Genomic DNA, 26,528 nt, shown 5'->3' with positions numbered 1-26,528 from the left:
GTCAACACTGGTGAACATTCCTTGTTACCAGCCTTCCTGGAAGTAATCAGCGCCGCGAACATACACATCAATGTGTTCATCAAGATCTGAGCTGGCGGCTGGCTTCTTCATGTTCGGGGGTGCCGGCACTGGTGCTGCTGCTTGTTTGCTGTCGCTGTTCATCGAGGCCATCAACCGCTTCAGCGTGGTGTAGGTCGGATACCCGTTTTGGTTCAGGATTTGCTGGCATGTTTCTTCCAAGCGCTGCCTGTTGTTCTTGCCCAGGCCGCTGAGGATATTTTGGCAGTTCAGGAAGGCCTGGGCCGGAATTTTCGCTCGTTCAAGGATCGCCGTGATGACCGCGACGGTCGCCGGCCCGAACGGGCGGGCGGGGTCAAGGAACCATTTCGGGGACCACAACCCATCGATGTTCTGGTGCTGCTTGGGCACATGCTCGGCCAGAGTCGAGTACTGGCCCTTGCGACCATGCTTGCGCGGATGCTCACAGGCCACGGACTCGCCGTCAAAAACCGTGACTCTCACCCCTGTCAGCCGGACCTTTAGAATCTGTCCGGTCAGTTTGTAGGGCTCCGAGTAATGCTGGTAATCGGCAGTAACATGGTAATTCCGTCCGGCTTTGAGCTGCTTCCACTCCACGGACTCAAAGCGATCCGCCAGCAAAGGCTTAAGCAGCTGCGCTTCCTCTGTGGTGAACTGCCCGGCCATGGTTGTGCCATCCACGCGTTTGATCTGTTCGTTGATCGCATCGACCCGTTCATCAATGTCCGTCTTCAACTTCGCCAGGGTCATCCAAACTTCCTCGCTCAGATACCCGATGACCCGCTTGTTGACGACGTTGACCGCAGATTCCGCGGCGGCCTTGTGACGGGGACGATTTGCCCCGGCCGGCACGATCGCCGTGCCGTAATGATCGGCCAGTTGCTGATACTTGGCATTGATGACCCGGGTGCTGTCACCCTTGCTATGCAGGTTGGTTGCGGTCGCAGCGTTGTCGGGCACCACGATCGGGGTGACACCGCAATAGGTCTCAAAAGCCTGAACGTGGGCGCTGTTCCACGCCTCCTGCTTCATATCGGTAAACGCCTTACAAAAGACCATGCCCGAATACGGCAACACCGCCACGAACAGGTACGCCTTGGCCACCTCACCGCTCACGGCGTCAACGAGCGGCAGCGTGTCCCCGGCCCAATCCACCAACATCGTCCGCGCTGGTTCGTGGTGCAATGTAGCCACGACCTCATGAACGGCCGCGTAGTCATTGAACAACTGGCAGAACTGCGTGTACCCGTACTTGTTCTTGTCCTGTCCCGCCGGAGCCTGCACGTACCGGTGCCAAGCCTGCTGCAAGGTGTAATGCCGATTGAATTTCATCGACTTCACAATGCCGGCGAAGTCCGGCTGCACGAACCCGGCAGAGACGTTCTTTCGTCCGTCAGGGAACAACTCCGCCAGCTCGTCCCGACTCAACGACGCCGCCAGTCCTGCCGTGATTCCCCGTGCCTTGACGGTCTTACTCACCAAGGAAATCTCCCGGCGTGAACAACCCAACATCTGAACAATCTCGCTGTAGCTACGGCGTTCCAACACCAACGCCATGATCGCACTGTAATCCGCCATCCAAAGGCCCTCCAGTTCAGCGCAGCGGCACCGAATGCGCCGCAGGTTTCACAAGAAGACCACAACCCAGACCCCAGCGGTACCGCCTAGCCGAAATGTGCAGTACCACCTACCCGGACTGGCCGTACCCTAAAGCCGTACTTGCGAACCGAGGAAAAGGTATCGTAAGAGGTGTCAGGTGGGGATTAGGAAGACGAGCGTAAGCGAAGCGCTGCTGACGTGTCGAAACAAAGTTAGATGACATCAAAACCGGGGCGGTTCAGATGCATGGAGAACCGGATGAGGTGAGAGTCGCACGTCCGGTTCGGAGGGCAGTCACGGCGAAACCCAGCCCGGCAACGGGACAATGGGCGCGCCGTGGCTGACCCTATCGGGACCTCCAAAAAGTTCATATGTGGCGCTACCAATTCAACGCTCATAAGGGCCGAAAGCCAAGAGGTTGTTCACTGGCAATCCACGGGCACTATGACATAAGAAGCCCCGGTCCTCATCAACTGCAGCCGGGCTGGAAACCCAACCACCCTCACCTCATAGTGCCTATCGAGAGCACTCACGCCAGCCAAGACGTTTTCTCAAAGCTCCAAGGATTGAGAATCCGGATGATTCTCTGGACTGCTGCACCCCATCGTGTCCAAGAAGACTGCGGATACAAGCATGGAGTCTACGAAATTGCTGACACGCCGCGCTCGTCGCCCGGAGACTGAGCCTGGATAAGGTCCTACCGAATTAGAATCCAGGTGTGTCTGGTTGGGGGTGGGTTGTATGTTGATATTTCGGTATTTCTATTTTTTCTCTAGGTGTGTGGGTCAGTAGTCGGACATGGTGTTTCGGTTTATCTTTAACCGGGGGGGACGGTTTCTACCCGATTCATCGTCGAACCCGGCGGGCCGTCACCATCAATTAACGCGACGGTCAATATCCCTACACCAACGGGTCACTTGGCGGTGACACTGATACCTGCGGGATGCACAGAATCCCAGCCATATCCTTGAGTGGAGACACTTCCCCATGCCCCAGTGGCCGGGAGCTGATAGGAGACAAGCGCGCCCGAATTCCAGATGGCAGCTATGCTTTGCCTTCCGGTGCGGCTGGTTCTGACCTGTAGGTTGGTCACTGGCTGCCACCCGGTGCCAATGATAGGGGCAGGCCCCTGGATGAGTCCGTTTGCGCCGTCATTGCGGTAGAGTACCATATGACCGGACGCGTTGCGGGCCAGAATTTCTGTGGTTGCAGAAGCGCTCCAGCTTGCCGAAAGTATGTCGAGGCCGTTCCAACCGCTACCCAACGACGTTCCAGTGTCAGCCACTTGTCCGTTTTTCTGCGGGTAGTAGTTCAGGTTCCCCGCAGCATCCTTTGCGAAGATGCCCGGAAGAGTCTCGCCACGGTTCCACTTGCCAACAGCGAGCTGTTTGGACTGCCAATCGCCGCTGCTTACAGCAGCTCCAGCGGTGAAACCGCCTCCCGGCAATCCGCGATAGTAGGTGAGTAAACCTGAATTCCATTGAGCAACAATGTCGACGGTTCCGTCGCCATTCCAGTCGACGGGGAAGATCGATTTGTAGCCGCTCCAACCGGCCATCACGGCAAAGCGAGTACCCAAAGAGCCATCGCTGTTGGCTGGGTAGTCCCAGAGGACTCCGTTTGTATCCACCGCCAATTGGTCCGAGGGATCCAGGATCCCAGGGCTGGAATTGGCCATGGATCCGACCAAGTCATACCCGGCCCATTGGTTGCCCAAGGACGTCACCGTTCCCCAGCTGCCCGTTCCAGAGGTCGCATAATACTTCATTTCACCCGTACCCCAGGCTGCCATCAGCCCGAGTTTCCCTCCTGGAACAAGCCGCGTGGTGGCGCGAATGCTCCGTATGTTTCCCCACCCTGTCCCGACCGTCGTTGGTATGTCGTTGCTGATTTTTCCTGTGCCGTCGCCGAGCGAGGCACGTAAGTCACCGCCGGCAGTTCGACTCAAAAGATCAGGAATCCCGTCGCCGTTCCAGTCAGCAACGACGACTTGACTCCCCACGGAAGCACTTGTCACGGTGATCGCCGCGTCGAGAGATGCTCTTCCTGAACCATTCCTGAGGTACGTCACTGCACCGTAGGGGACTGAAACAATCAGGCCAGGGTATGTATCTGTGGCCATCCACTTGGCCGGAACTGCCGTTGCGCCTGGTTGGAGACGCGCAATGACCACTGGTGCTGTGAAGTCTCCGGCCGGGAGCCCCACGTAGAGGTAGACATCGCCGTTGCCCACTTGCCCAACGATGTCAAAGGTGCCGTCGCTATTCCAGTCAGTAACATTGAAGGTGGTCAAGCCGGACCAGCCATTACTTATCGGGAAAGGGGTCCCCATACCAACGTTTTTGGCGGGAAAATTCCACAATGTACCCCCCTGATCGACGGCGAGGCTGTCATCGGCAGAGAAGATCGAAGGAGACGCCAGTCTGGGAGACGACCCGATGGTTAGCGGGTTCCATCCAACACCGAAACTGGTGACGGTGCCCCAACTTCCTTGGCCGCTTAAGGAATAATTCGTCATCTCCCCTGTGTTCCACCTTGCCGCCAATGACTGGGAGCCGTTGGCGGCGGTAAGGACGCTAATGCTCGTCATGCTCTGCCAACCATCGCCTATTTGCGACGGAGTGCCGTTAATAATTCTGCCGGCACCGTCACTGCGGTAGAGCAACATTTTGCCGGCGCGATCGCGAGCCAAAACCGCTGGATTACCAGTTGAATCCCACGTCGCCATGGAGACATCCAAATTGTTCCAGCCTGTACCAAGCAAAATACCGCCTGGGGCCAAGGAGGTCCCGGTGGGATTGGCGTAATAGTACAAAATACCCGAACCGTCCTTGGCCATTATTCCAGGATATTGGTCAGAAGCCCGCCACTTGCCCAGCGTAAGTTGCAGGTCTTGCCAGGTGCCCGAACCAATTGTCACACCCGGGGTGAAGCCGCCGGTCCGAAGGCCCTTGTAGTAGCTGATAGTGCCGTCATTCCATTGCGCAATGAGGTCAATGACGCCGTCTTGGTTCCAATCCACAGGGTAAAATGCCTTGTAGCCGTTCCAACCCGTCATCACCAAGTTTCTAGAACCAATACCGAGACCGTTGGCTGGATAGTTCCAGAGATTTCCACTCCCGTCGATGGCCAGTACATCGTTGCTGCTTTTAATCGACGGCTTGGCAGGAGTAGCCCCGCCGGTAGCCAGGCTTTTAAGCTGTTCGTAGGATCCGTTGAAGACATTGGAGTCGCCAACAAATGGTCCCGTGGAGCTGAACTGCCAAAACGTATAGTTCCCCCAGCTGCCCGGCATCCAAACATTCGAAGCAGAGGCGCCATATGCCGCGATCCAGAGTGGATTGTTTTGAGCAAAATCGGAGGTGCCCAGGCATTGGTTCCAAAAGTAGTAGGCGGTGTAGATGACGGCGTCGCGCCCCGTCATTGACTTGTAGGTAGCGCTAAAGTCGTGGACCCAGGCAGTTAGCTGCGCTGGCGACATGCCAAAACATGTTCCGGAATTGTCGCTGGCATTGGCCTCAAGATCGAGAACACCGGGCAATGTGATCCCGTCATTGGTCCATCCACCGCCGCTTTGCACCAACACTGCCGCTTGATTGGCTCCGCTAGAAAGGTTTGGTCGGGCGAAGCTGTACGCTCCGCGTATCATACCGATGGAAGCCGCGCCATTATATTGCTGAGAAAAGTAGTCATTCATGGGCCAGGGGCCTTCGGAGGCTTTGACGTAAGCGAATCTAGCACCTTGATTCCAGGCTGTCTGCCAATCCACGTTTTGCTGCCAACCGCTCACGTCTATGCCTGCGGGCATACTCTCGGTGCCTATAGGTTTGGTGGAGACATAGAATGGTTGTGCGGGCGCCTGAGCCAAGCCGTTTGCGGCGAATGGGTTTGACAGACTGGTTGGTGCCGGTTTCCCAGCGTTTCCCATGACGTTGCCTGCTCCACTTGGCTTGGCAAGGCCGGGATCTTGAATCACAGTCGGGTACGGCGAGGGCGTTTGAGTAGTCGGGGGAGGGGCGTCTGGCTGGGGGACGGCAGAGGTGGCAGGGCCAGGCGTTGCAGTCGGCGGGGTCGCCGGACTGGACATCGTTGGTGCAGCATCATCTGCGGCCATGGCTACTGTGGCAAGGCCGCCACTGGCTACGAGAAGGACGGACAAACACCCTGATACGGCAATTTTGGCGATTGTCACTGAGAACGTATTTCTGGGCTGGCGCATCTTAGGTACCTATTAGGTGCTTTCTGCTCGGAACGGGGTCTCAGCCGTCCTGCTGATGGATAGCTGAGACTCTCCCCCAGCCCCAGAAGATCTTGGGCAAGCTGGTGCACCGAGAATCGACTGTGGCAGTCTATCACCGGCGTTGCAGAAGGTGCTGAAGATACGAATGTGACTCAATAGGGAGGTGGTGTCCGGAGGAGCGCCACATGTCAGACGGTTGAGTAAAGTAGTAGAAGGCTTTGTCAACACGGACGATCGGTTGTTCAACAACTCATCAATCCACTTTTGCGGCGATGCCCGAGCGTACAAATCCTGATCGACATTCATGTCAGGCGGACCCAAATTTGAGGGAAAAAATGAAGGTTTTGGTTACCGGCGGTGCCGGATATATAGGTTCTCATACAGTGCTGTGTTTGTTGGAAGCCGGGCACCACGTCGTCGTACTGGATAACCTGGTGAACTCATCTGCGGAATCCCTGAACAGGGTGGAAGAGCTCACCGGCAAGCACCCGCAGTTTGTCGAGCTGGATTTGCTGGATGCCGCCGGCGTTGACGCCTTGTTCGCAGGGGGCAACTTTGATGCGGTCATCCACTTTGCCGGCCTGAAGGCTGTGGGGGAGTCCGTGGCCCAGCCGCTGCGCTACTACCAAAACAACATTGTGGGCACGCTTAACCTGCTGGCCTCCATGGACAAGCACGGGGTGCGCACAATGGTGTTCAGCTCTTCTGCCACGGTGTATGGCGCCAGCGAAGAAGTGCCGCTCATCGAAAAGATGCCGTTGGATGCGACCAACCCGTACGGGCGCACCAAGGAACAGATCGAGGACATCCTCACCGACCTGGGTGCCTCCGATCCCACCTGGCGTGTTGCGCTGTTGCGTTACTTCAACCCCGTGGGCGCCCACGAATCGGGCCGTATTGGCGAGGACCCAACCGGAATCCCCAACAACCTGCTGCCCTTTGTAGCCCAGGTCGCTGTGGGGCGCAGGGAAAAGGTCATGGTGTTCGGCAACGACTACCCGACGCCGGACGGGACAGGCGTGCGCGATTACATCCATGTCATGGACCTCGCCGCAGGCCACCTGGCCGCACTGGACTACCTGCCAGCACACCAGGGCGTGTTCACCTGGAACCTGGGCACCGGAAACGGTTCCTCCGTGTTGGAAGTCATCCAGGCCTTCGGTGACGCCGCAGGAAAGCCCGTACCGTTCGAGTTTGCACCCCGCCGCCCGGGCGACGCTGCCGTCAGCTACGCGGACCCCTCTGCAGCCTTGGCTGACTTGGGCTGGTCTGCGCACCGCAACCTTGCCCAGATGTGTGCCGATCACTGGCGCTGGCAGGAAAACAACCCGGACGGGTACGCGGCGCCGTAGGGGCTGTCTGTGCGGAAGATGGATGTCAGTAGTAGCAGTGCAGGCAGCTCGCCTAGCTCGTGCTCAACTTTGTTTAACCGCTGACGTAGGGCTTCGTTTTCCAGCGGTTGGAGGGACAGCCCGCGAACACCTTCAGTAACTGTTGGACTGACCGCGGTGAGTACTTTCATGGCCGCCCGCTTGGACATGTCAGACCCTTCTTTCTTGGAAACCTTTCCGATAATGTAGCTAAATGATGCCACGGGAGTGCCCGGTTCGTTGAGAAAGTTTGACGGCAAAATTTCAAGACCATAAAACGCCAGCCTGCTGCCGAAATCCTGCGGATCAAAGATCTCCACTCTCACCGACTCGCGGGCACCACGGGCTCTGGGGTGCGACTAGGGGTTGCGCCTATGTAGAAAGGCAGGTCCGCCACGAGAAAGCAGGTGCGAGATGGTTTACAAGGAATTGACGTTCGCAGCCACGAACTGGGTTGGTGTTCTGACGTTTCCCGACAATTCGTCAGCGATCGAACATGCTTTGGCAATCGCAGGCTAGGATACTGTGCCCCGCAGCTGCGTGGGCCAGCGTGTCGGCACCGAAACCGCAACGCAGATCCAGAACTTTGGACTCCGTGGACAGGTTAACGTACTCCATCTGCACAGCTCAACGAGCTATGGCCGTCGATAAACATGCACGAGACCATTCCGGTCCATCAAAGGAGTCCCGTATGCCAGCCATTCCGGAAAGGTAAGTCCTTACGCAGCTACGACGAACCCCGTACCCCCAGCTGACCGGGTCAAGTGCAGCGGCAACATGCTCCCACCCCAACGCCAACACCTACCGGACCTCTATGCCAGCACTGACCGCGCTGCCCTAACCCTCCTGACCAATACGATTCATCAGCAACTCAGCAACTCATCAGCGGAGCCGCGGTGAGGACTTATTCCCAAAAAACCAACGCAACATGAGACTTGCGCGAGCACTCTAGATGAGGCGCGCTGAGATCATTTCGCGAGCATCTTGAGGCACCACGTACCAACAGGTGGTCGTAGGTGGCTTTGAGGGGTCATACCAACGGCACTTTCGACGGCTCAGAGGTATGCGAGAGGGACCTTTTTCTGGCTGCTGGGATGAGTTGTTTCGGTGTTGACAAACAAACGCTGGCATCGACGTCTCCCGCTCTCCAATCAAAATTACAGCAAGTGCTTTGCCAGTGGTCTTGGCAGGAAATATCGAGTTAATTCGAAAGGGATTGCTCCCGATTAAGACATTCACGCCATTGGAAGTGAGCTATGACAGACGACATAAGCCAAGCCAGGTTCTCGCAGAAAAACGTAGCTTATGGGTATCTGGACGACAGCAGCCCACACGTCAGAGCTGCATTTGGGGCTCGCAGAACGGAGATTTGCCCTCATCTGAAGTGGGGAAGCGGTAAAGCTCTATATTCTTGTCGTAAAGACATTGGCCCGGAGTGTTCCGTAGGCCGTCCAGCAAATTAGAGAGATTAGGCCCCCAGACGTGAAGATTGCTGTCATCGCACTCGGTAAGATCGGACTGCCGCTAGCTGTTCAGTTCGCCTCCAAGGGCCACGATGTGGTGGGTGTCGACGCCAACCAGACCGTGGTGGATTTGGTTAACGCAGGGAAAGAGCCGCTCCCGGGTGAGGCACATTTGCAGGAGATGCTCTCTGTCCTGGTTCCTTCCGGTAAATTGCGTGCGACGACGGACTATGCCCGGGCGGTCCCCGGTGCGGACGCAATTGTAGTTGTTGTACCACTTTTTGTTGATTCCGATGCAAACCCTGACTTTGGCTGGATGGACGTCGCGACAGCCGAACTGGCACGCCACCTGACGCCGGGCACACTGGTGGCCTATGAGACCACGCTGCCCGTGGGGACCACCCGCACCCGGTGGAAACCGGCATTGGAGGAAGGCTCCGGACTGGTCGAGGGCACGGACTTCCACCTTGTCTTTTCCCCGGAGCGGGTGCTGACCGGCCGGGTCTTTGCGGACCTGCGCAAGTACCCCAAGCTGGTGGGTGGCCTTTCCGCGGCCGGCGCGGTAAAGGCCGTGGAATTTTACGAGTCCGTGCTGGACTTCGACGACCGTCCGGACCTGGCCCGCCGCAACGGCGTGTGGGACCTGGGTTCCGCGGAGGCCGCAGAGCTGGCGAAGCTGGCCGAGACCACCTACCGTGACGTCAACATTGGTCTGGCCAACCAGTTTGCACGCTATGCTGCCAAGACCGGCATTGACATTTACCAGGTCATCGCCGCCTCCAACTCGCAGCCGTACAGCCACATCCACCAGCCCGGCATCGCCGTGGGCGGACACTGCATTCCCGTCTACCCGCGCCTGTACCTCTGGAACGACCCCGACGCCACAGTGGTCCGTGCCGCCCGTGCTGCCAACGCAGAGATGCCTGACTACACCATTGGACTTTTGGAAGGGGCCTATGGGGACCTGGCCGGGGCACGCGTCGTCGTGCTGGGGGCCGCCTACCGGGGAGGAGTGAAAGAGGCGGCGTTCTCCGGCGTGTTCGACGCCGTCGATGCCATCAACCGGCGGGGCGGCACAGCGCTGGTCCACGACCCCCTGTACTCGGATGACGAACTGGCCGCGCTGGGCTTCCTCCCCTACCACGTGGGCGAGGCGGTCGATGCAGCTGTGATCCAGGCAGACCACGCCGAGTACCGCACCTTAACACAGGCGGAGCTGCCCGGCGTCAAGGTCTTCATCGACGGCCGGCGCATCAGCTCCGCCGAACAGTGGCCCGGCGTCACCTACCGCGTCATCGGCAAAGCGTAGACCCAGCGTGCGCGTCGTCGTCTTCACCACCTGGTATCCGGATGCCGGGGCGCCCTCAACCGCGCCCTTTAACTTGAGCCACGCCCAGGCCATTGCCACCGGGCACGACGTCCGGGTCATCCATGTCAGGCTGGGCGGGGCGGGGGCCATACTCTCGGAAGAGTTTGGCGGTGTGCCGGTGACCCGGATTCCGCTCTCACCCCGGCGCCCCTGGGGATACTTTGAGCTGATCCGGCACACCGTTGCGGCACTGCGGCACGCAGATATTCTGCACACCATGGCGTTCACCTCTGCGGCCGTGGCCGCCCCCATCCAGGCCTTCGCGCGCACCCCTTGGGTGCACACCGAGCACTGGAGCGGCATGGCCGAACCGGCCACTGTCTCCAGGGCCTGGAAAGCGTTTTCGTGGCTGCGGTATGTGCTCAAACTGCCCGACGCCGTCACCGCCGTCAGTGGTCCGCAAGCCGAACAGTTGCGCCGGTTTTCACGGCGTGGCGCGGTCTCAGTGGTGCCCAATGTTGTTTCTGTCAACGGGACGTTGGCGCAACGCCGGGGCACTGGCCCGGGAGCCGTGAAACTGGTGGGCGTTGGAGGGCTGATTGAGCGAAAACGTCCCGGGCTTGCCGTGGCGGCCCTGCGGATCTTGCGCGCCGGGGGACTCGACGCGTCGTTGACTTGGGTGGGCGACGGACCCTTGCGGGAGGCGCTTGCTACTCAAAACGAAGACCTGCGGGGGCATCTAAGGATGACCGGCAAAGTAACCCCGGACCAGGTTCGTGCCGAACTGAGCGAGGCTGATGTGTTCTTGCTGCCCACAGCCCATGAGACGTTCTGCATGGCCGCCGCCGAAGCCGTTGCCACCGGCGTTCCCGCCGTTGTCACAGACCTTCCTGCCGTCAGGGACTTCTTGACGGAGGAAAACAGCGTCCTTGTCAGTGACGCCACGGCGGCCGGCTATGCCGCAGCGGTGCGCACCGCACTGGAAAAGTTTGCCCAGGTCCCAGCGGCAGCCATCGCCGGAACCATCGCCGGACGCTTTTCCCCCCAGCTGATTGCCGAACAATTCACTGCCGTGTACGCCCGGGTCCGGCGTCCGCGCCAATGACTGGAACAATGGGCATAGAACTTTTGCCCACAGAGCACTTATACGCAGACCCAATAAACACAGAGCACTTAAAAACAGAGAGGCCGGGGATGACGAGCATCGCTGCCAGCGCGGACGTATCAGAGCAGGCTGTTCTGGGCAGTGGCACCAAGATCTGGCACCTGGCCCAGGTGCGTGAGGAAGCCGTCCTTGGCGCCAACTGCATTGTTGGCCGTGGGGCGTATGTGGGCCCCGGCGTGAGGATTGGTGAGAACACCAAGATCCAAAACTATGCGCTCGTGTACGAGCCTGCCGTGCTGGGCAGGGGTGTCTTCATCGGTCCCGCCGCTGTCCTGACCAATGACAGCTATCCCCGTGCCGTCGCCCCGGACGGGACGCCTAAAACCGCCCACGACTGGACCCCGGTGGGTGTCACCATCGAGGATGGGGCGTCCATTGGTGCCCGCGCCGTGTGCATCGCGCCCCTGGTCATTGGCCGGTGGGCCACCGTTGCGGCCGGCGCAGTGGTAACCAAGGATGTTCCAGCCTTCGCCTTGATGGCGGGTGTTCCGGCCCGCCGGCTGGGCTGGGTGGGCAAAGCCGGCGTCCCGCTCACGGCCAAGGACGGTGTCTGGGTTTGCCCGGTCACCGGCGCCACCTTCATCGAAGACGGCGGTTCACTGAGCGAAGCGGAGGGCGCAGCGTGAGCCAGGACTTCATTCCCGCGGCAAAACCGATCATCGGTGCGCAGGAACGGGCAGCGGTCGACGCCGTCATGGCCTCCGGCATGCTCGCACAGGGTGCCGAGGTGGCCGCCTTCGAACGCGAGTTCTCCCAGGTTCTGCTGGATGGACGACCCAGTGTTGCCGTGAATTCCGGCACCTCAGGATTGCACCTGGGCCTGCTGGCCTGTGGCGTGGGAGCCGGGGATGAGGTCATTGTCCCGTCGTTCACCTTTGCCGCCACGGGAAACGCGGTGGCGCTGACCGGGGCAACCCCCGTGTTCGCCGACATCGAGCTGGACTACTACGCGCTGGATCTGGCCCACGTGGAATCGATGATCACCGAGAAGACCAAGGGCATCATGCCCGTGCACCTGTACGGCCACCCCTTTGCCGCCGACGCCTTCGCAGCGCTGGCCGCCAAGCACGGGATCGACCTCTACGAGGACGCGGCCCAGGCCCACGGCGCCGCACTCAACGGCCAGATGGTCGGCACCTTCGGCAAGTTCGGCATGTTCAGTCTGTACCCCACGAAGAACATGACCTCCGGAGAGGGAGGCATGGTCTCGACGTCGGACGCTACGGTAGAGCGCAACCTTCGCCTACTGCGCAACCAGGGCATGGACAAACAGTATGAAAATGAAATCGTGGGCTTCAACAATCGCATGACCGACCTGCACGCCGCCATTGGCCGGGTCCAGCTCACCAAGATCATGGACTGGACGCGGCAGCGCCAAGACAACGCCGCGTTCCTGAACGCCAACCTTGACGGTGTGCAAACGCCCAAGGTGGCTGACGGTGCCCGCCACGTCTACCACCAATACACCATCAGGGTGCCCCAGGGCCGGGACCAGATGCACGCCCGGCTGCGATCGGAATTCAACATCGGCTCCGGCGTGTACTACCCTGTTCCGAACCACCGGCTGCCCTCCTTCAACCGCAAGCAGGAACTGCCCAACACCGAGATTGCGGCCCAGGAAGTCCTCTCCCTGCCGGTGCACCCGTCGCTGACACCCAATGACCTGGAACGCATCGTGACCGCCGTGAACACCATTGCAAAGGCAGGTGCCTAAACATGGCTAACTTACGTGTAGGACTCATCGGGTTGGGCATGATGGGCCGCCACCATGCCCGGGTCATCCGCGAGGTGGAGGGCCTGGACCTTGTGGCCGCGGCCGACGCCGTTGGTGACCCCCACGGTGTTGCCAGGGACCTGCCCGTCCTTGGCAGCGTCCAGGAACTCATCGCCGCCGGGATCGACATGGCCGTGGTCGCCGTCCCCACAGGCATGCACGAGGAAGTGGGCCTGGCCCTGGCCGCCGCCGGCATCCACGCGCTCGTGGAGAAACCCATCGCTGCCAGCGTGCCCGCCGGGCAGCGCCTGGTGGACGCGTTTGCGGGCAAGGGGCTGGTCGGTGCGGTCGGTCACATTGAACGGTTTAACCCCGCGTTGCAGTCGCTGCGCCGGCGCCTTGCCAACGGGGAGTTGGGTGAGGTGTACCAAATTGCCACCCGACGTCAGGGCCCCTTCCCCTCCCGCATTGCCGACGTCGGCGTGGTCAAGGACCTTGGCACCCACGACTTCGACCTGACGGCGTGGCTGGCCCAGAGCCGCTACGAATCAGTCTTTGCCCAAACCACCACACGCAGCGGGCGCCAGTTTGAGGACATGGTCTCCGCCACCGGCAAACTGGCCAACGGCGTGATCACCAACCACCTGGTCAACTGGCTGTCCCCGATGAAGGAACGGCTGACAGTTGTGACAGGTGCCAAGGGAGCATTTGTCGTCAACACCGTGACCGCAGACCTCACCTTTTACGAAAACGGGACCGTGGCCACCGAATGGGATTCCATTGGAGCCTTCCGTGGCGTCTCCGAAGGCAATGTCACCCGGCTTGCCATCGCCAAGCCGGAGCCGCTGCGCACCGAACTTGAGGCCTTCCGTGACGCCGTCCTGGGCCTGGGCAGTGATGTGGTCACCATGGCTGAAGGGCAGGACACGCTGTTGGTGGCCGAGGCCGTGCTTGAATCCTCCCGCACGGGGCAAGCCGTGAGGATCCAGTCCTAGTGGCACAGCAGAAACCCCTTCGCGTGGTTGTCACCACCAGGTTGTTCGCCCCGGAAGTGGGTGCGGCGGCCTTCCGGCTGAAGGCACTGGTTGACGGCTTGGTGGAACAGGGTGCCGATGTCACCGTGATCACCACTAAGCTCCCTGCCGGTTCCCCGGACCTTCAGGTGTCCTACACCCTGCGCCGTTGGCCGGTGTTGCGTGACTCCGGCGGCTATGTGCGCGGCTACATCCAGTACCTGAGCTTTGACATTCCGGCATTTTTCCGGCTCCTTGCCACGCGGGCCGACGTGGTGGTGTCGGAACCGCCGCCCACCACGGGAATCGTGGTGGCACTGTCCTCACTGCTCCGGCGCCGGCCCTACGTCTACTATGCGGCCGACATCTGGACCGAGGCCCTGTCCGCAATGAGTGTGCCCGGCGCGGTCAAGGCAGCCATGCGTGCCGTGGAGGGGTTTGTGCTGCGCAGGGCGGCCCTGGTCCTGGCGGTGTCGGAGCCGGTTGCCGGGAAGGTCGCCGCCTTTGGCGTGCCCGGTGCCCGCATCAAGGTGGTGGGCAACGGCGTGGACACCACGGTGTTCAGGCCCGACGCGCCAAGCGCCAACGCAGCCAAGCGGTACTTTGTCTACACCGGCACCATGAGCGAGTGGCAGGGTGCCGGAATCTTTATCGAGGCGTTGGGCACCGTGAGGGAAGAGTTTCCCGACGCCGAGATTCGGTTCCTTGGGCAGGGCACCGATGAAGCCCATCTCAAGGATCTCGCAGCCACGATCGTCCCCGGCGCCGTCCACTTTGGCGGGGTGGTCCCGCCGGAGGAGGCAGCCGCGTGGATTCGCGGCGCCGCCGGGGCACTCGTCAGCATCAAGCCCGGCCAAGGCTACGACTTTGCCAAACCCACCAAGATCTATGCCGCGGCTGCCTGTGGCACCCCCGTGGTCTTTGCCGGCCGTGGCGACGGCGCCACACTGGTGACCGAGAACGAGCTGGGGATTGCTGCCGGGTACACCACGGCAGCTGTTGCCAGCGCCATGCGGACGCTCCTGGCGGAACCAGGCCTGTCGGGGCCCGGCCAGTCTGAACCCGGTCTGGCGGCGACGCCTGACCAGGGGCGGGCGCACAGGATCCAGTGGGCCCTGGACAACGCCTCCTTGCAGGCCTCCGGGCGGTTGGCAGCCGGCGAAGTCCTGCTCGCTGGTACGACGACGTCCTCACCGTGAGTGGTGTGGGGGAGGGGCGGATCTCCAGATGGCGCAAAAGCGAGTTTCTGCGCCACATTCTCACGCTCCTGACAGGGACCGTGGCGGCCCAGTTGTTGATGCTGGCGTTGACACCGGTGTTGTCACGGTTGTATTCCCCGGAAGCCTACGGGCTGTTCTCCCTCTATTCCTCCCTGGTTGCCACCGTGACGGTGGTGGCAGCCCTGCGGTACGACATGGCCATCATGCTGCCCAAGCACGACGCAGATGCCAAGGTTCTCAAACGGGGCGTCACCTGGCTGATCGTGGCCGTGAGCGTGGTGGCCACCGTGGTGTGTGGTCTGAGTTCGCCGATAATCGCCAACGCCATGGGCAAGCCGGACCTGGCCCCGTGGCTGTGGTTTGTGGGTTTGAGCATCTTCACCCTTGCCGAAATTTCGGCCCTGACGTATTGGCTCAACCGCCGCAGCGACTACAAGGCCATCGGCATCAACAGGGTGCTGCAAAGCGGCGGCACCGCCCTAGCCCAGCTTGCCCTGGCCCTGGGAAAGTTCGGGGGAGTGGGGGGCCTGATCGGCGGCACCCTGGTGGGGCAGACCGCGGCGCTTTTGATCCTCCGGCGCAAGGGCCGTGATGTGCGCCAGGGGCTGGACGAATCCCAGGAGAGCATCCCCGGGCTGTTCAAGAGGTATCGCCGTATGCCGCTGCTCAACGGCCCCAACGCGCTGGTTGACGCCGTCCGCACCAACGGCATCAACCTGATCATTGGCATCGTGTATTCACAATCGATGTTGGGGCAGTTCTACATGGCTTGGAAACTGTTGGAGGTGCCGCTGGGATTGATCAACGGCGCACTGGCGCAGGTCTTCTTCCAACGGCTGGCCGTCATGGAGCGCGGTACCATGTTTGCCTTCGCCAAGACCACCGTGTACCGCTCGGCGGTTTTGGGAATCATCCCCTTTGTGCTCATCTACTGGCTGTCGCCGTGGGCGTTCCCCGTGGTCCTGGGTGCGCAATGGGCCGACGCGGGTCTCATCGCCCGCGCACTGGTGCCGTGGCTGTTCATGAGCCTGATCACCTCACCCATCTCCACGATCTTTGTCGTCACCGAAACCCAACACCTGATGCTTGCCCACGCCCTGGTGTACACGGCCGTGCCACTGTCGCTGCTGTTCTTCCTCAAGGGCGATATTGTGGCCAACCTGACGGCGGTGTCCTGGGCCATGGCCGCGATCCTTGTGGCCTTCACTGTCATGGCGCTGTGGGTGGGGCGCCGCTTTGACCGGGGACTTGATCTGAAGGCTGCTGTCCTTGAAGGCTAGACACTCGCGATTCCCACCCCGTCCCCACCGTCCGGTGCGCCAGCGCGGCACCGTTTCAAGAAAGTTTCAGCCATGGCCCGCATGATCTACCACGTACCCTATCCATTGAACCCCCACGCCAAGACCGGCAGCGGCCTGCGCCCCATGCGCATGCTTGAAGCCTTCAGGGACATTGGGTACGACGTGGAGCTGGTCTCCGGGGAATCAAGGGAACGCCGTGTGCTGATCAAGGCGCTGAAGAAGCGCATTGCGGCCGGTGAGAGCTTTGATTTCCTGTATTCGGAGAGCCACACCATGCCCACTGCCCTCACCGACGCCGACCACCTGCCCCGCCATCCGTTCATGGACGTGATGTTCTTGCGCTTTGCCCGCAGGAATGGAATCAAAGTGGGGCTGTTCTACCGGGATGTGTACTGGCGCTTCCCCGAGTACAAGCAGCGCCTGAACCCGGTGGTCCACACGGCCACCAGGGCGCTGTACCACCTGGACCTGGTGGCTTACAATGCCGCCGTGGATACGTTGTACCTGCCATCGTTGGACATGGGGAAGTTTGTCCCGCACGTTCCCGCGAGCCGCCACAAGGCACTGCCCCCTGGCGGTGACATTGTCGACGCACCGTCGACCGAGAAGGACGGCGTTCACCTGCTGTATGTGGGCGGGTTGGGTGGCTACTACAACATGCACGGCTGTGTTCAGGCCGTTGCGGCGTCCAAAAATGCGTGGCTGACCATTTGCACCCGCGAGGATGAATGGGAGCAAAACGCACACGAATACCGGGGCCTGATGAATGATCGGATCCAGGTGGTGCACAAGAGCGGCAGCGAGCTGGTGCCTTACTATGAGCAGGCCGATATTTGCATGCTCTTCATCGAGCCCAGCATCTACCGTTCCTTCGCGGCGCCCATAAAATTTGCCGAATACATTGGATTTGGCAAGCCGGTGATCGTCAACGACGGAACCAATGTTGCACAGTTTGTTGGTGCCCATGGCAACGGATGGGCGGTGCCGTTCGAACCGGCCGGGCTCACCGCCTTGCTTGACGATCTGGCCGGGCATCCTGAAAAGATTGCCGCCGTCACCACCAAAGTGCTCCAGCTGCAAGAAGATAATACGTGGACGGCCCGTGCCCGCCAGGTGGCCAGCGACCTTTCTCCGGCAACCTCCGCTTGAAACGACAGTATTTAGAAGGATCCGTGAACAAGGTGCGCAGCGTCGCCTCAAGGTTCCAGCCGCCGCTCATGCCGGGACTGCTGATTGCTGTCATCGCGGCGGTGGCGTTCCTCACCAGACTGCTGCCGCTTTTACTCACCGGCACGCTGGGTGGCTTTAGGGGATACGACGACGGCGTCCACTATGCCGCCGGTGTGCACCTGATAGCCGGGTCCCTGCCATACCGAGACTATGTCCTGGTTCACCCGCCCGGGATCGCCTTGCTCATGGCGCCGTTTGCGCTCCTGGGCCATCTGATCTCAGATACTGCCGGCATGGGGGCGGCCAGGGTGTTGTTTGTGTTGATCGGAACACTGAACACGGTGCTCATAGGGGTTTTGCTCAAAAAGTGGGGATACCTGGCGGTTATTGTAGGGGCTGGCCTGTATGCGCTCTGGTCCGTGGCCACCATAGCCGAACGCTCCGTCATGCTCTCACCCATCCTGAATGTGTGTGTCTTGGCGGCCTTGCTTGCCCTCAGGAGCGGGCGGCGCCCACCCCGCCGGGCGGTCACGCTGGCGGCAGTATTTCTAGGGCTGGCCCTTTGTTTCAAGCTGTGGGCTGTGCTGCCTATTCTGGTCATCGGCGTCCTGGTGGCCGTGCGGTTTGGCCGGTGGCTCCTGCTGCGCTTTGCGCTGGTTGGTGCGGCGGTGTGCACGGCAGTCATGGGACTGTTCTTTGTGCTGGCACCCGGGGCCATGTTCACCGACGTGGTCATGGCACAGCTGGTGCGCACCGACGGTGCGGGCAAGGCCTTGATGTACCGGCTCCGGGAATTTGCCGGGGTTGACGCGCCGGAGGTCCTCATCCTCGCCGTGGCGGCACTGGGAGTGCTGTGCATCGTGGCCACGGCCTACACCGGACTGGCCGGGCGCCGCCGCCTGCGTGCGTGGGGGGATGAGGTGTGGTGGGCGTTGCTGGCTGTTGTGATCTCCGCCGTGTTGCTGACCTCCGACAGTTTCTTTGACCACTATCCCAACTTCGTGGCACCTTACTTGGCGCTTTGCCTCGGTGTGGCTGCCGGTGCTGGCGCCGGGGCCCTCTCACGCAAGATCCGGGGCCAGCTCAGCGGGCCCCGGAGGAATCTCACGGTACCCTTGGCCGCCGTCGTCAGTGTGGTTCTACTGGCGCCCACCGGCGTGAGGGGGTTTGTCCTGGAGCCGGCGCCGCTGCCAAACGTCAACAGTGCGTTGTTGATTGCCGCGGCGCGGCCTTACGACTGCATCTTTTTCACCTACGCATATATGGGTGTGGTGAGCGATTCACTGTCGCGGTCAATGCAGCATGGCTGCGCTTCGGTGGTGGATGTTGGCGGCACACGCATGGTGGACGGTCTGCAAAGCGGTGGACCGGGGACACCCCTGACGAGAGGGATGTCTGCTCAGGAGTTGCAGGTGAGCCAGCTTAAGGTCGCCCAAGCGGCGGTGGTCCTTTCGCCGTTTCTCTACTACGGGATGTCAGCCGGTGCAATAGAAGAACTCCGTTCAGACTTTGTGCTGACCGCCAGTTCCGGGACCTTCCAGGTCTGGGCTAGACGCTGACGGATCAGACGCTTCCGGGCCGGCTGCCTTGTTGGCACCCTCCCTTTCGGATTCCCACGGCTTGCCTGCTTCTTCCAAGGCTATGTGGCGGGACAGGGTGGTAATTGACTTCTCAAGTTGCCGGAAGCGATGGTTGGTGGTGGCCACCGTGACAAGGAAGCCCACAATGAGAGCGTAGAGGACCAGGTCCGTTCCACGCCCAACCCCTAGAAACCTGGCCAGGCGGGTCAGCGTAAAAGGGAAGAAGACCGAGAAAGCGGCAACGCAGGCAAACAAGGCCAGCAGCAGGCGGCGAATGGCCAGATGCCGGGCGTTGGAGCCGCCGCGCATGAGCGCCACCGAAACAACTATCACGGCGAGGACGAGTGCTATCTGAACAATGATCTGCATGGTCTTACCTAAAAAGGAGGTCCGTGAGGATGTTGACGGAGTTGAGCAGAGACTGTCCCTTGGCCTTGGAGTAGTCGGTATAGATGATTTCCACGGGGTGCTCCACCCAGCGTGGCTTGAGCTCGGAGAGCTGGTGGACCAACTCGGAAGCATGCGCCATCCGGTTTTGGGTGAGGAAAATTTGTGCAGCCGTTTCGGCGTTGAAGGCGCGCAGGCCGTTGTGGGCGTCGGTGAGTGCCATCCCCGTGGCCCAGCGTGACTGGATGGCGGCCACCCGGAGCACAAGACGCTTCAGGGACGAGACCTTTGTGCGGCGATCTAGGAATCGTGAGCCCAGAACCACCTCGGCTTCACCGGATTGGATACGGGCCACCATGGCTCTGGCGTCTGTCACCCGATGCTGCCCGTCGGCGTCGAAGGTGAGAATCTCAGTGGTGGCCGGGTCGCGAAGGGCGAAGGAGAGGCCTGTCTGCAAGGCGGCACCCTGACCCAGATTAACGGGGTGATCCACCACTGTGGCCCCGGCTGTACGGGCTATCTGGGAGGAGCCGTCGGTGCTGCCGTCGTCGATGCACACGACGTGGCTGAATTCGGAAAGGAGTCCTTTGACAACGTCGCCGACAACGGATCCCTCGTTGTACATTGGGACAACAACCCAGGTTCGACTCACGGTTCAAGTATCCCATGGATAAATTCACCGGCACACGTGTAGCCGTTTAGTGCTCCGGTGATGCCGTCGGCCCAAAAGTGGCGAGCAGGGCCGAGACGGTGCGTTCGGCGGCGTGGCCGTCACCGTAGGGCGTGGCGTCGGTAAGGATCGGGGTGGCCCGGTGAACGGTGGAAGCCAGCAGGCTCAGATCCTCGCTGACAAGAACATTCCACCCCAGCTCAACGGTTTCAACCCACTCGGTTTCCGGGCGGAGAGTGGTACAAGGGACCCGCAGCAAGAACGCCTCTTTTTGTAGGCCTCCCGAGTCGGTAACCACGCCGGCGGAGTTCCTTGCGGCATTGATCAGCTGCGGGTAGGCGAGCGGTGGGCTCAGCACGATGTTTCCCTGGTCCAGCTTGATCCCATGCTGTTGGGCAAGGCTGCGCAGGCGTGGATGGGCCAGCAACAGCACCGGCTTGTCCAGGCGCGCCAGCTCCCCGACGATGGCGCCGAGGCGGGCGGGTGAATCGGTGTTGTCCGGGCGATGGATGGTGGCAACGTAGTAGCCCCCGGGAATCAGCCCCTCAGGCGCCTGCGCCCTGGTGCGCTCGAGGGACGCCCGCACCTTGTAAAGGACGTCGGTCATGACGTCTCCCACCAGGATGGAGCGGGAGGCTAGGCCCTCGGTGGCCAGATGCCCCATGGCAACGTGGGTGGGGGCCAGCAGCAGGTCCGCGCTGTGGTCTGTCAGGACCCGGTTGTGCTCCTCCGGCATGCGGCGGTTGAAGGAGCGCAGGCCGGCTTCCAAATGTGCCACCGGGACATGCAGCTTGGTTGCGGCAAGGGCGGCAGCCAAGGTGGAATTCGTGTCCCCATACACCAGGACACAATCCGGTTCGGACCCTTCAATGATCCCCTCCAGCCCGGCAAGCATGGCCGCAGTCTGCGCCCCGTGTTTGCCGGAACCCACGCCAAGATTGAAATCGGGGGCAGGAATATCCAAGTCCCGGAAAAAGACATCGCTCATGAGTTCGTCGTAGTGCTGGCCTGTGTGGGCTATCAGGTGTTCTGCCCGGCCCCGCATGGCCTGTGCGATGGGGGCAAGTTTCACAAACTGGGGGCGGGCGCCGACAACACTGAGAATTCGCATGTTTCAAGCTTAGTTGCTGACGCCGCACGGCCGTGGATCTGGCATCCGTCGCGGTCAATGAACAGCTGTAGCTGCTTAATCGTCGGACAGCGGCGCGGTGAACAGCCGGCAATGGCTGTTCCACGTATCGGTGAGGAAATGATCTGCGTAGGCACCGAGCAGGTTGCCGCCGCTGCGGGTATACCTGAAAAGCTCTTTTGAATCCAGGCCGGTAGCGAACCAGTTAAACCCCATGGGATGGTTTTGGACTGCCCGGGCCGTGATGGTGCGTTCGGCCAGTCCCAACAAGCCCGCACGGCGCAGCACGTTCTTCACGGCATCGCGCTTGCCCTGGGAAATCTTGGTGGCGGCGAAGGTGCCGATCTCCTGCCCGGTGGCGACAGCGTACCGGCGGTTGACGTAGCCCTCGTACCAATCGCGGTTTCGGGTGACACTGTGGTGCAGATCACCCCAGGCAAGATACACCTCGCGGTCGAGCATGGGCAGCGCCCAGTCATAGCCGAAGAACTCGTAGTTGCGCAATGAGTTATTGATGTATTTGGTCTGGCGTTCGCGAACATTCCAGTATTCCAGCGCCGTCAGACGGGACACCACGGAGCCGTCGTAGCCGATATCGCCCAGGAAGCGCTCGATCGTTGCGTGGAGCCTGGAGTTGGTGGTGGCATGGCTGTTATCTGGTTGCAGGGTGTAGTGGTGTTGCAGGATCAACTCCTTGATCTGATCCGCGGACACGCTCTCCGCGTCCAGAATCTGCTCGTCATGCATGTTGCCCACGATCGTGTGGCCGGGCAGGAAGATCGCGTCGTCCTCAACCAGACCCTCCTGTTTAAGCCATCGAACCGCATACCAGTCCTGGATATGGGGCAGAGATGCGCTCGCATGCGTATATTTGATGAACTCCGCGGTCTCCGGAGCGTCCCAGGCTTCTTTGATGGTCTCTTCCTCATAGGCGCAGAAAAGCCACTTCTGCCCCAGTGCGGCGGCAACTGATTCACTGATCAACACCTCCCGGGTCCTGCCCACCCCGTACGTGAAGTTCACCACATTCTGGTAGCCGACCTCTTTCAGGTACACGCTGAGCAGACGTGAATCCAGGCCGCCGCTGAGTGGGACAACGATTTGGCGACCATTGGCGTGTTTGAGAAAGCGGGACATGGATGTGTGGAGGGCGTCGGTGAAATGCGCATCCACAGCTTCAGTTTCTGAAATGTCCAGGCCCGTGTAGCGGTTTCTGCGGTACACCGTGGAGGTGACGCCGCCGTCGGGGGTAAGGGTGACGAGTTCCCCTGCCTGGACCTGTTTGACCCCGGCATAGAGGGTGTTGCTGCCAGCCACATAGGCGGAGTGACGGAATTCTATGCGGGAGTCGAAGTCCGCCACGTAGTCCTGGGCAACGCCGGTCAGGACAAGGGCGTCGTCGGACACTGCCACGTCACCGCCTGCCACCGAATAAAACAACGGGAAACTGCGGATGGGGTCCTCCACCAGGACCGTTTCGGCCGGTCCCATGAGGATGGCGGCGAAATGGCCGGTGACCGCTCGCAAGGCGTCCATGTCAAGGGCGCCGTCGTGCAGGGCACCCAAAAGTTGTTCGTCACAGTGTTTGCCGCCGACAACCCAGAGAGTCTGCGCATCGTTGACGGTATGGGCGCGCCACTGGCTGCGGGTAAGGCGGGGGGAGGCGAAAGGCATACCTGTATTCTCTCATTCCAGTCCGGACGGGAGTTCCGTACCGGGACCACGGGCACAGCCGTAGAATGTCAGTGACCTGCGCCGACAACTAAGGGCACTTTTGACATGCATATTCTTTTTGTACCCTCCTGGTATCCCGGCGACGAGACCGACTTCTCCGGCAGTTTCTTTATTGAACAGGCTGCTGCCATCGTTCAGGCAGGGCACCAGGTGGGTGTTGTCGCCGTCAACGGTATCCCTGTGTATGCGCGCGCTGAGCGGCGGGCCCGCGAACATGGAATTCGCCACACCGTTGAATCGGGCATCGAAACTTACCGTCTGGACAGTGTTCTGCCGTTTCCCAAGGTGCCCGGAGGCAATCAACGCGTCATGCTCTCTGCCTGGCGAACACTGCTCACCCGCTACATTTCCGAGCACGGCCGCCCGGATGTGCTCCACGCACACGCAATGTTCCCCGGTGGGGTGATAACGCACGCCTTATCCGACGAGTTCGAGATTCCGTTCATCGTCACAGAACACCGGCCCTCCTCCATGGAACGGCTTGCCGAACGGTGGAATGGGGTTCACGGGCGCAGGTCCGCGGTGGCCGCATCTTCCCTGGTCGCCGTCGCGCGCGGGTTCGCCACGGAACTGAACCAGGCTTACGGCGTTGGCGAGGAAAAGTGGCAGTACGTTCCGGGCCTGTTGAGCCCACAATTTCAGGACATTGCGACCCGCCCGGCGCCTGCCGGCCCTTTCATCTTTGGCCATGTCTCCCATCTGGACCCCGGTAAACGCGTAGACCTGCTGATTGGCGCTTTTGCCGATAAATTTGCTGACTCCCCGGACGTGCGATTGCGGATCGCCGGTGGCGGTGTCCACAAGGACGAACTCGTGGCACTGGCTGCCCGGTACGGTGTTGGTGACAAGGTTGACTTCATGGGTGCCGTGCCGCGGACCAGGATTGTTGAAGAGTTCAGCGTCTCCCACGTCTTTGTCCTGCCCAGCGCCGCCGAAGCGTTTGGAACCGTCCTGTGGGAGGCGATGGCGTGCGGACTGCCCTTGGTTGCGAGCAAGACCTGGGCCGGAAGGAACGCCGTCACAGCCGAGAACGGCTTGTTGGCGGGCATCGACAACCGCGCTGAACTGGGCGAGGCGATGGTGAAAATCAAGGAGAACTTCGAGCGCTACGATCCGGAGGCCATTCGAGCCATCTGTCTTGACCACTGCGGGCGTGAGGCCTTTGTTTCCCAGTATGAGGTGTTGTACGCCAAGGCCATCGCCGGGTAGCTTCCTCCACCGAGCACACCCCGGCCGGTGTTATCCACAGATTGTTTTTTGCCTCTGGCGCGTCCGGTGACGGCGGTCTAAGCTCCACAGGAAAGGGACAAGGCAAGAACCGCGATGGGGCGGATATACGATGGACGCACTCGCATTGGTGGAGGATGAGGTTCGTGAGCTCATCCGGCGCAGGGGCTTGGACCCGATGCGCCAAAGCCATGAGGTGCGTCATCTGGTGGATGCGGCAGTCAACGACTATGACGAACGGTCCCTGGTGGGGACTGTTCCGCCTCTCATCCACGCAGGTGAGGCCAAACAATACGTGTTCGACGCCGTTGCCGGCTTTGGTGAACTCCAACCGTTTCTGGATGACCCCAGCATTGAGGAGATCTGGCTCAACGCCCCGGACCAGGTTTTTGTTGCCCGCAACGGCGAGTCAGAACTGACCTCCCTAGTCTTTAGCCAACAGCAGGTACAGGACCTGGTGGAGCGCATGCTCAAGAATTCCGGGCGCCGCCTTGATCTGAGCAATCCGTTTGTGGATGCTGCCCTCCCCGACGGTTCCCGGCTTCATGTTGTCATCCCGGACATCACCAAAGCCCATTGGGCCGTGAACATTCGCAAATTCACGGCAAGGGCCAGCCGGCTGGACCATCTGGTGGAGTTGGGGTCATTAACCCCGCAGGCGGCCAGGTTCCTGGGCGCAGCCGTCAGCAGCGGGCTGAACATTCTGGTCTCCGGGGCAACCCAGGCCGGCAAGACCACCTTGTTGAATTGCCTGGCCGCAGGTATCGGCTCCCGCGAGCGGGTGGTGACGGTGGAGGAAATTTTTGAACTCCAGCTCCCGCTGCGTGACGTGGTGGGGTTGCAATGCCGCCAACCCAATCTTGAAGGGGCGGGGGAAATCCCGTTGCGGCGCCTTGTCAAGGAGGCCTTGCGGATGCGCCCCGACAGGCTGATCGTGGGGGAGGTGCGTGAAGCCGAAAGCCTGGACATGCTGATAGCGCTCAACAGTGGTCTGCCGGGCATGGCTTCGGTGCATGCAAACTCAGCGCACGACGCCGTCGTAAAGATTTGCACTCTCCCGCTCCTTGCCGGGGAGAACATCTCGGCAGCCTTTGTGGTGCCAACCGTCGCCGCCTGCATAGACCTGGTGGTGCACTGCATCCGGCTGCCCAACGGCCAGCGCCGGGTGGGGCAAATCCTGGCACTGGGACGCCGCGTGGAAAATGGCATCATCGAATCGGGCATGGTTTTTGACACCGTTGACGGCCACCTCACCGTCTCCGAAACTGCCATGCCGTCGCCGGAAAAGTTTGCCGCCGCCGGCTACAACCTTGCCAAGCTCATGGGTGACCCCTGATGACAGCCCTTGTGGGTCTTCTGGGCGGGCTGGGCCTATTCCTGATCTGGACTGCCTTCTGGGCCAGGGCGGAGGTGCCGCCGCGTCTTGCCAGACACAGCAGGCTGGCGGACTTGCTGGTCCAATCCGGGGTGACACAGGTGAGTCCCGCGTCGTTGGCGTTCAGCACGGCGTGCCTGGCCGTGATGGTTGCTTTGGTGGTGTGGCTGCTGACCGGCGCCGCAGCCATTGCCCTGTGCTTTGGACTATTTAGTGGCTACCTGCCGTTTGCCCTGTTGCGGTGGCGGGCACGACGCCGGGCCGCCGTTTTGCGCGAGCTCTGGCCTGACGTGGTGGACCACTTGCGCTCGGCGATTCGGGCCGGGCTGTCCCTGCCCGAGGCCCTCATCCAGCTCGGAGCCAAGGGCCCTGCCGAACTCCGCGGGGCGTTCCTCATTTTCGCGGCGGACTACAGGGCCACGGGGCGTTTTGAAGGGGCTTTGGAGGATCTCAAGGCACGGTTGGCGGACCCTGTGGCCGACAGGATCATTGAGGTGCTGCGCCTGACCCGTGACGTGGGTGGCAGCGATCTGGGCCGCCTTTTGGGGACGCTTTCGGAGTTTCTCCGCGATCACGCCAGAACACGCAGTGAGCTTGAAGCCCGGCAGTCGTGGACAGTTAACGCCGCCCGGCTGGCTGTGGCGGCGCCATGGATCGTGCTGATGCTGATGTCCACCCGCCCGGAAGCAGTCCAGGCGTACAACTCCGCCGCCGGCTGGCTGGTGCTGGGCGGGGGCCTACTGGTTTCGGTGGTGTGTTACAGGCTCATGCTGCGCCTGGGGGCGCTGCCGCAGGAACAGCGCGTACTGCGATGAACACGCAT

20 protein-coding genes are annotated in these 26,528 nt (G+C 61.1%); 13 read left to right on the top strand and 7 right to left on the bottom strand.

Annotated features, from left to right (window positions below; all coding sequences use genetic code 11):
• Positions 1–24: 24 nt before the first annotated feature.
• Together istA and AOC05_RS10770 are read right to left on the bottom strand one after the other, a co-directional pair.
• The gene (gene istA, locus AOC05_RS10775; protein ID WP_062007218.1) at positions 25–1,617 is read right to left on the bottom strand and encodes an IS21 family transposase; all 1,593 of its coding nucleotides are present in this window, start codon (positions 1,615–1,617) and stop codon (positions 25–27) included.
• A gap of 934 nt (positions 1,618–2,551) precedes the next feature.
• Positions 2,552–5,446: a GH25 family lysozyme gene (locus AOC05_RS10770; RefSeq protein ID WP_231687098.1), complete on the bottom strand. Its 2,895-nt coding sequence runs from the start codon at positions 5,444–5,446 to the stop codon at positions 2,552–2,554.
• 767 nt (positions 5,447–6,213) lie between these two features.
• Between AOC05_RS10770 and galE the strand changes: the two genes are divergently transcribed.
• Positions 6,214–7,230 carry a UDP-glucose 4-epimerase GalE gene (gene galE, locus AOC05_RS10765; protein WP_062007216.1) on the top strand — a complete coding sequence of 339 codons (1,017 nt, stop codon included), beginning with the start codon at positions 6,214–6,216 and terminating at the stop codon, positions 7,228–7,230.
• On the opposite strand, the gene AOC05_RS10760 is transcribed toward galE, so the two are convergent.
• Positions 7,182–7,568, bottom strand: a complete 387-nt coding sequence (locus tag AOC05_RS10760) for a hypothetical protein (RefSeq protein ID WP_062007215.1) — start codon at positions 7,566–7,568, stop codon at positions 7,182–7,184. The genes galE and AOC05_RS10760 overlap by 49 nt on opposite strands.
• A 1,162-nt stretch (positions 7,569–8,730) precedes the next feature.
• Here AOC05_RS10760 and AOC05_RS10755 point away from each other — a divergent pair.
• The 9 genes from AOC05_RS10755 (at position 8,731) to AOC05_RS10715 (ending at position 19,162) form a co-directional block, all read left to right on the top strand.
• Positions 8,731–10,020, top strand: a complete 1,290-nt coding sequence (locus tag AOC05_RS10755) for a nucleotide sugar dehydrogenase (protein WP_062007214.1) — start codon at positions 8,731–8,733, stop codon at positions 10,018–10,020.
• A gap of 7 nt (positions 10,021–10,027) precedes the next feature.
• Positions 10,028–11,125, top strand: a complete 1,098-nt coding sequence (locus AOC05_RS10750) for a glycosyltransferase family 4 protein (protein ID WP_062007213.1) — start codon at positions 10,028–10,030, stop codon at positions 11,123–11,125.
• A gap of 89 nt (positions 11,126–11,214) precedes the next feature.
• Positions 11,215–11,811 carry an acyltransferase gene (locus AOC05_RS10745; protein ID WP_062007212.1) on the top strand — a complete coding sequence of 199 codons (597 nt, stop codon included), beginning with the start codon at positions 11,215–11,217 and terminating at the stop codon, positions 11,809–11,811.
• Positions 11,808–12,899 (top strand): DegT/DnrJ/EryC1/StrS family aminotransferase, encoded by a 1,092-nt coding sequence (locus tag AOC05_RS10740; RefSeq protein WP_062007211.1) that lies wholly within the window; start codon positions 11,808–11,810, stop codon positions 12,897–12,899. Before AOC05_RS10745 ends, AOC05_RS10740 begins: the two co-directional genes overlap by 4 nt.
• Before the next feature lie 2 nt (positions 12,900–12,901).
• Positions 12,902–13,894, top strand: coding sequence for a Gfo/Idh/MocA family protein (locus AOC05_RS10735; RefSeq protein ID WP_062007210.1), 993 nt, complete (start codon positions 12,902–12,904; stop codon positions 13,892–13,894).
• The gene (locus AOC05_RS10730) at positions 13,894–15,111 is read left to right on the top strand and encodes a glycosyltransferase family 4 protein (protein WP_062007209.1); all 1,218 of its coding nucleotides are present in this window, start codon (positions 13,894–13,896) and stop codon (positions 15,109–15,111) included. Before AOC05_RS10735 ends, AOC05_RS10730 begins: the two co-directional genes overlap by 1 nt.
• On the top strand, positions 15,108–16,412 hold the full coding sequence (locus AOC05_RS10725; protein ID WP_197277817.1) for a lipopolysaccharide biosynthesis protein: 1,305 nt from the start codon (positions 15,108–15,110) through the stop codon (positions 16,410–16,412). Before AOC05_RS10730 ends, AOC05_RS10725 begins: the two co-directional genes overlap by 4 nt.
• Positions 16,413–16,484: 72 nt before the next feature.
• Positions 16,485–17,582 (top strand): glycosyltransferase, encoded by a 1,098-nt coding sequence (locus tag AOC05_RS10720; RefSeq protein ID WP_062007208.1) that lies wholly within the window; start codon positions 16,485–16,487, stop codon positions 17,580–17,582.
• A gap of 23 nt (positions 17,583–17,605) precedes the next feature.
• On the top strand, positions 17,606–19,162 hold the full coding sequence (locus AOC05_RS10715) for a DUF2029 domain-containing protein (RefSeq protein ID WP_062007207.1): 1,557 nt from the start codon (positions 17,606–17,608) through the stop codon (positions 19,160–19,162).
• Here AOC05_RS10715 and AOC05_RS10710 read toward each other — a convergent pair.
• The 4 genes from AOC05_RS10710 to AOC05_RS10695 all read right to left on the bottom strand — a co-directional run bounded on the left by AOC05_RS10710 (position 19,106) and on the right by AOC05_RS10695 (position 23,043).
• The gene (locus AOC05_RS10710) at positions 19,106–19,552 is read right to left on the bottom strand and encodes a DUF2304 domain-containing protein (RefSeq protein WP_062007206.1); all 447 of its coding nucleotides are present in this window, start codon (positions 19,550–19,552) and stop codon (positions 19,106–19,108) included. The genes AOC05_RS10715 and AOC05_RS10710 overlap by 57 nt on opposite strands.
• A gap of 4 nt (positions 19,553–19,556) precedes the next feature.
• A complete protein-coding gene (locus AOC05_RS10705; protein WP_231687097.1) occupies positions 19,557–20,222 on the bottom strand; it encodes a glycosyltransferase family 2 protein in 666 nt (221 codons plus the stop codon).
• Positions 20,223–20,268: 46 nt separating this feature from the next.
• A complete protein-coding gene (gene wecB, locus AOC05_RS10700) occupies positions 20,269–21,351 on the bottom strand; it encodes a non-hydrolyzing UDP-N-acetylglucosamine 2-epimerase (protein WP_062007204.1) in 1,083 nt (360 codons plus the stop codon).
• Between the two features lie 75 nt (positions 21,352–21,426).
• Positions 21,427–23,043 carry a hypothetical protein gene (locus tag AOC05_RS10695; RefSeq protein WP_062007203.1) on the bottom strand — a complete coding sequence of 539 codons (1,617 nt, stop codon included), beginning with the start codon at positions 23,041–23,043 and terminating at the stop codon, positions 21,427–21,429.
• Positions 23,044–23,148: 105 nt separating this feature from the next.
• Between AOC05_RS10695 and AOC05_RS10690 the strand changes: the two genes are divergently transcribed.
• From AOC05_RS10690 to AOC05_RS10680, 3 genes are all read left to right on the top strand, one after another.
• Complete coding sequence (locus tag AOC05_RS10690; protein ID WP_062007202.1) at positions 23,149–24,312, top strand: glycosyltransferase; 1,164 nt, start codon at positions 23,149–23,151, stop codon at positions 24,310–24,312.
• A gap of 130 nt (positions 24,313–24,442) precedes the next feature.
• Positions 24,443–25,666, top strand: coding sequence for a CpaF family protein (locus AOC05_RS10685; RefSeq protein ID WP_062007201.1), 1,224 nt, complete (start codon positions 24,443–24,445; stop codon positions 25,664–25,666).
• Positions 25,666–26,520: a type II secretion system F family protein gene (locus tag AOC05_RS10680; protein WP_062007200.1), complete on the top strand. Its 855-nt coding sequence runs from the start codon at positions 25,666–25,668 to the stop codon at positions 26,518–26,520. Before AOC05_RS10685 ends, AOC05_RS10680 begins: the two co-directional genes overlap by 1 nt.
• Positions 26,521–26,528: the final 8 nt, after the last annotated feature.

This window comes from Arthrobacter alpinus (assembly GCF_001294625.1).
In the GTDB taxonomy this organism is placed as follows: Bacteria; Actinomycetota; Actinomycetes; order Actinomycetales; family Micrococcaceae; genus Specibacter; species Specibacter alpinus_A.
The sequence above is the reverse complement of the archived record's forward strand: the minus strand, read 5'-3'. Positions and strand labels throughout refer to the sequence as shown.